This window comes from Microcystis sp. LE19-131.1A (assembly GCF_027532015.1).
GTDB classification, from domain to species: domain Bacteria; phylum Cyanobacteriota; class Cyanobacteriia; order Cyanobacteriales; family Microcystaceae; genus Microcystis; species Microcystis ichthyoblabe_A.
On the sequence record NZ_JAPZSS010000292.1, the window covers coordinates 1 to 3,857 of the forward strand.

7 protein-coding genes and 1 pseudogene are annotated in these 3,857 nt (G+C 42.9%); 4 read left to right on the forward strand and 4 right to left on the reverse strand.

Features of this window, described 5'->3' with window-relative positions; all coding sequences use genetic code 11:
* Both O9323_RS20685 and O9323_RS20690 read left to right on the forward strand, forming a co-directional pair.
* On the forward strand, positions 1–113 hold a 113-nt coding region (locus O9323_RS20685), incomplete at its 5' end, for a transposase (RefSeq protein WP_071784045.1).
* 44 nt (positions 114–157) lie between these two features.
* Positions 158–553: pseudogene (locus O9323_RS20690) on the forward strand (PDDEXK family nuclease); the annotation flags it as partial.
* Between the two features lie 33 nt (positions 554–586).
* On the opposite strand, the gene O9323_RS20695 reads toward O9323_RS20690, so the two are convergent.
* Genes O9323_RS20695 through O9323_RS20705 form a run of 3 tightly spaced genes read right to left on the reverse strand, consistent with a single transcriptional unit; the run spans position 587 to position 1,287 of the window.
* Positions 587–772 (reverse strand): type II toxin-antitoxin system HicA family toxin, encoded by a 186-nt coding sequence (locus tag O9323_RS20695; RefSeq protein ID WP_002762193.1) that lies wholly within the window; start codon positions 770–772, stop codon positions 587–589.
* Positions 769–993, reverse strand: a complete 225-nt coding sequence (locus O9323_RS20700; RefSeq protein ID WP_002734968.1) for a type II toxin-antitoxin system HicB family antitoxin — start codon at positions 991–993, stop codon at positions 769–771. The genes O9323_RS20695 and O9323_RS20700 overlap by 4 nt, the downstream gene beginning before the upstream one ends.
* A gap of 45 nt (positions 994–1,038) precedes the next feature.
* Positions 1,039–1,287, reverse strand: a complete 249-nt coding sequence (locus O9323_RS20705) for a DUF433 domain-containing protein (RefSeq protein WP_002774483.1) — start codon at positions 1,285–1,287, stop codon at positions 1,039–1,041.
* 385 nt (positions 1,288–1,672) lie between these two features.
* Here O9323_RS20705 and O9323_RS20710 point away from each other — a divergent pair, with 385 nt between their 5' ends.
* Both O9323_RS20710 and O9323_RS20715 read left to right on the forward strand, forming a co-directional pair.
* Positions 1,673–1,861, forward strand: coding sequence for a hypothetical protein (locus tag O9323_RS20710; RefSeq protein ID WP_287684653.1), 189 nt, complete (start codon positions 1,673–1,675; stop codon positions 1,859–1,861).
* The gene (locus O9323_RS20715; protein WP_287735984.1) at positions 1,858–2,148 is read left to right on the forward strand and encodes a type II toxin-antitoxin system RelE/ParE family toxin; all 291 of its coding nucleotides are present in this window, start codon (positions 1,858–1,860) and stop codon (positions 2,146–2,148) included. The genes O9323_RS20710 and O9323_RS20715 overlap by 4 nt, the downstream gene beginning before the upstream one ends.
* Positions 2,149–2,761: 613 nt before the next feature.
* On the opposite strand, the gene O9323_RS20720 is transcribed toward O9323_RS20715, so the two are convergent.
* Positions 2,762–3,715: a DUF1214 domain-containing protein gene (locus tag O9323_RS20720; protein WP_002774486.1), complete on the reverse strand. Its 954-nt coding sequence runs from the start codon at positions 3,713–3,715 to the stop codon at positions 2,762–2,764.
* Positions 3,716–3,857 lie beyond the last annotated feature (142 nt).

The following is a 3,857-nucleotide window of genomic DNA, read 5'->3' on the forward strand; positions in this document are numbered from 1 at the left end:
TGGTCGAGGGAATCAACAATAAACTTAAACTAATAAAACGGAGAGGCTATGGCTTTAGAAACTTTCGGAATTTTTGGGTTAGAAGTATGTTATCTTGGCATCTTGTATGTTGATTTAGCATAAAGGGTAACGAAGAGCCACAACTCCTTTGTGTCTTTTTATAGAAGAAATGGTAGAGCCTGCGGTTGTGCGTTTATTTCAGGAACGGGGCATTGATGTCACCCAAACGATGAGTCGCTTGAAAAGTAAGCGTCCTGGGGCGGCAATGGAGATTGATATTGTGGCGGTGAATGGGAGCGAGTTGGTGGCTGTGGAATGTAAATCTCGACTGTCGAGGGATGATGTAGATGATTTTGTCAGCCGATTACAGCGATTTAAGGTTGCTTTCCCCCAATTTCGAGAGTTTCGGGTTTATGGGGCAGTGGCAGGCATTGAAATTGATCAGGGGATAGATGTCTATGCCTATCGGCGCGGTTTGTTTGTGATTAAGCAGTCGGGGGAAACGGTTAAAATTATCAATGATGCTCAGTTTCAACCTTTGGGTTTTGCTTAAGGTGTTTCATCAGCAGCTTAACAGGAGTCGCACTCATGGTTCTGGTATTTGTAAATCTCGACAAATTTTTCGCGTCAAGAATTCATTGATTTCACGATGGCGCGGAATGGCTGAAGATTTCTGATTGACACGATTTACATAAATCGTATGATTGCCGCCCTCTCTTAAGAATTCACAGCCATAATTTTCTAAATGACGAATTAAGTTTATGCGTTTCATGCAGCCCAGAAAGTAACAGACTCTCGAATCACTTCTTGTCCTTGCAGTTGCTCTTCAGCTAATATACGATTAGCTTCTAAAACTAGCTCAATTGCTTCTTCTAAATTGCTTCTAGTTTCTTCTAGAGTCTCTCCTTGAGTATTAGCTCCTGGCAATTCTTCGACAAAACCAATATAGCCTTCGGGAACTTTCTGGAATATTTTTGTTAGTTTTAGTTGCATGATTTACCTCAGAATTTTAAATTATATCACCCACCATCATTAAAGTTAGCGGTGCGTTACGGCTGCTGAAGTGAAGCTAACGATATAATCGGATACAGCCCAAGCTGCATAATTAAGAGCCTGACGAATATCTTCCTCCTCCAACTCTGGATAAGCCTCTAAGATTTCCTGAATAGATAACTGACTAGCCAACAGTTTCAAAACAAATCCTACAGTGATACGCATTCCTCGAATCGTTGGCTGTCCAAGACATATTTGTGGATTAACAGTAATACGGTCTAACTCTTTAATCACCGTGGAACTCCTGAGATAAACTCCTCCTATATTGTTACATACAGCAATGAATGTTGAGCAAGTTTCTGCGCCGCTGCGTGTGAATTAAGCGGTGACGAGAGTAAATATGTTACTCCGGGCTGTAAGCTTGGCTCCTCGTCCTTTTTCTCATAAAGCTATCTATTCACCGCCCATGGGAAGATATCGTATTCAATCACAGCTTCATAGCCTTAACAGCATTTATCCACCAAATAACACCAATCACGGGTTGAGGTTTCGTTGAGGACATCGAGAGGGAAAAGCCTTTTTGGATATTCTGAGCGTTAGCGGTGGTTTTAGAATACACCATCTCTAGGAGCCTATCTTGCTATAATGTAAACTGTCAGGAGTCATTTTGGAAACCATCATGGAAATAAAAAACATTAAACAAAAAGCCAGAAATTTAATCGATAAATTGCCGGATAATTCTACATGGGATGATTTGATGTATGAGATTTATATGAGACAGGCAATTGAAGCGGGGTTAGCCGATAGTGAGGCGGGAAAGGTTATTTCTGTTGCAGAGGTACGCACTAAGTTCAAGCTAGAGCCATGAAAGTTTTCTGGACAGAAACCGCAGTTAATCATTTATCATCCATCTACAACTACATATCACAAAACTCCCCTCAATATGCTCAAAGACTGGTGGAAAGATTGACCAGACGCTCAGAACAGATCGCTAATTTTCCCTTTTCGGGTCGAATTGTTCCAGAGTTTGAAACTGAGCAGCTCCGAGAAGTTATCGAGGGTTCTTATCGCATAATTTATTATATCAAGCCTGAGCAAATCGATGTTATTGCGGTACTTCATGCTGCCCGAAACATTGAAAATCCACAAGATTAACGATAATCCAAGACCATTGGGGGAGTAAATTAATGGCAGCAGTGAAGATTACCAAAAAGCGCAAGAAAGCTCCAACGGGTTAGCTATCCCTCTGGGAGGAGTGGGAGGCCAATAGTCCAGAAATTATTGAGGTGGCTCATCAGTTCATCTTGACTAATTGTCACAACCCGCAGCGGGCGATATTTCTCGATTGATCTTAAATCTTTGGTTGAGACTGCAAGAAAGCTCATGTTACGCTACTGCGAACCCATCCTACAAATAATTGTGTCTCCCTACTTAATTCTACAGGGGATGATACACAGGTAAATTAAATGTAATTTATTATGTTTAATTAATAGTAATAGAATTGGTGCGTTACGGCGGATTGTTGGTTTTATTTTATTATCCGAATTAGTAACCGCAAACACGCACCCTACTGGATTGTTTCAGCTAATTTGGTGTATTAGAAAAATGCTATAAGTTCTATAATCTAAGACTTTAAGCCGAAATCTATTGCCCTATTTTAGCTGAAACAATCCACTACACTTTTGCTTTTTTTGTAGTAGGGGCAATTGATGAATTGCCCCTATAGATAGCGTTTAGGTGTAAACCAGTACAAACTTCACCAAATGAATCACTGGACGGGTACAGCGTCAGGTAGTTTGTATGTTCCATTCAAGACAGACTCACCGGGACGATAAATCCGCATAGCGAAATTCCAGCCCTCGGTTACATCTACCCGATTGGGAACATCGCCACAGTTCTCTTGCGATCCGAAATACACGGTGAAGGTGCCGTCGGAGTTCAGATTTACATTGGAGGAATTGACGATGTTCTTCTCTTTTTCCATGTAGCCGTTACTGTTATATACGGTGATGGACCAGAACGCCTCATTATCTGGAACATCATAGGTCGCTTTGTGACAAATATTGTAATTATGATCCCCATCGTAGTTTAGATAGATTGCGTCCCATTCAGGTAAAAGCCCCCACCCAGTGGCTACCACGATGTGACGGGTATCCTCGTTGACCTGGCCACGCGGTCCCATCATCCCCGTCACACTGCTGTATTGGGCTGCATCCTTTTGATACTGCAAAGTTAGGGCTTGCAGCGATTCTTCGTCCCACTTGAACTCGGGCAGTGGATCGGCACTGTTGGCATTGATGCTGAACTGATCCTGCAACTTGTGGACCAGATCCAATTCATCCTCGTCTATGGGATTGAACACTTGGATGCGGACGAAGAGACCCAAGTATTTAGTGTCATGGGGCAATTCATACGTTCCGGCTTCGTAGATCACCTTGGGGCAATAGTGGTCGTTATCCACGAGTTCAACCGATACGTAGCGATCTCGAGGAAATTCAGGGACGGTGATGGTGGCACCTTTAGACGTATCGACAACGCTCTGGGAGTAGAGAGTGTCCCTGTTCATCCGGATGATGGGTTGCAGGTCCAGCGGCGTGACGTTGCGTAAGTGGTAGAAGCGATTCAGGCCTCCCGCCGTTTTAACGATGGTGCCAAACTGCCGATCGCATTCGGCACGGATATAGGTCTCTGGTGTGACCAGGACATTGTTATTTTCTGCCATGATTGTCTCCTAAGAGAATTACAGAGAATGATTGATCCTATAATAACGGGAAAATCCTCAGAGTGAGGAACTCGCATGAAACCAGCATCCCTGATTCAACTAACCGATAGTCTGAAAGCCCTTTATATCAAAACTGCCCAAA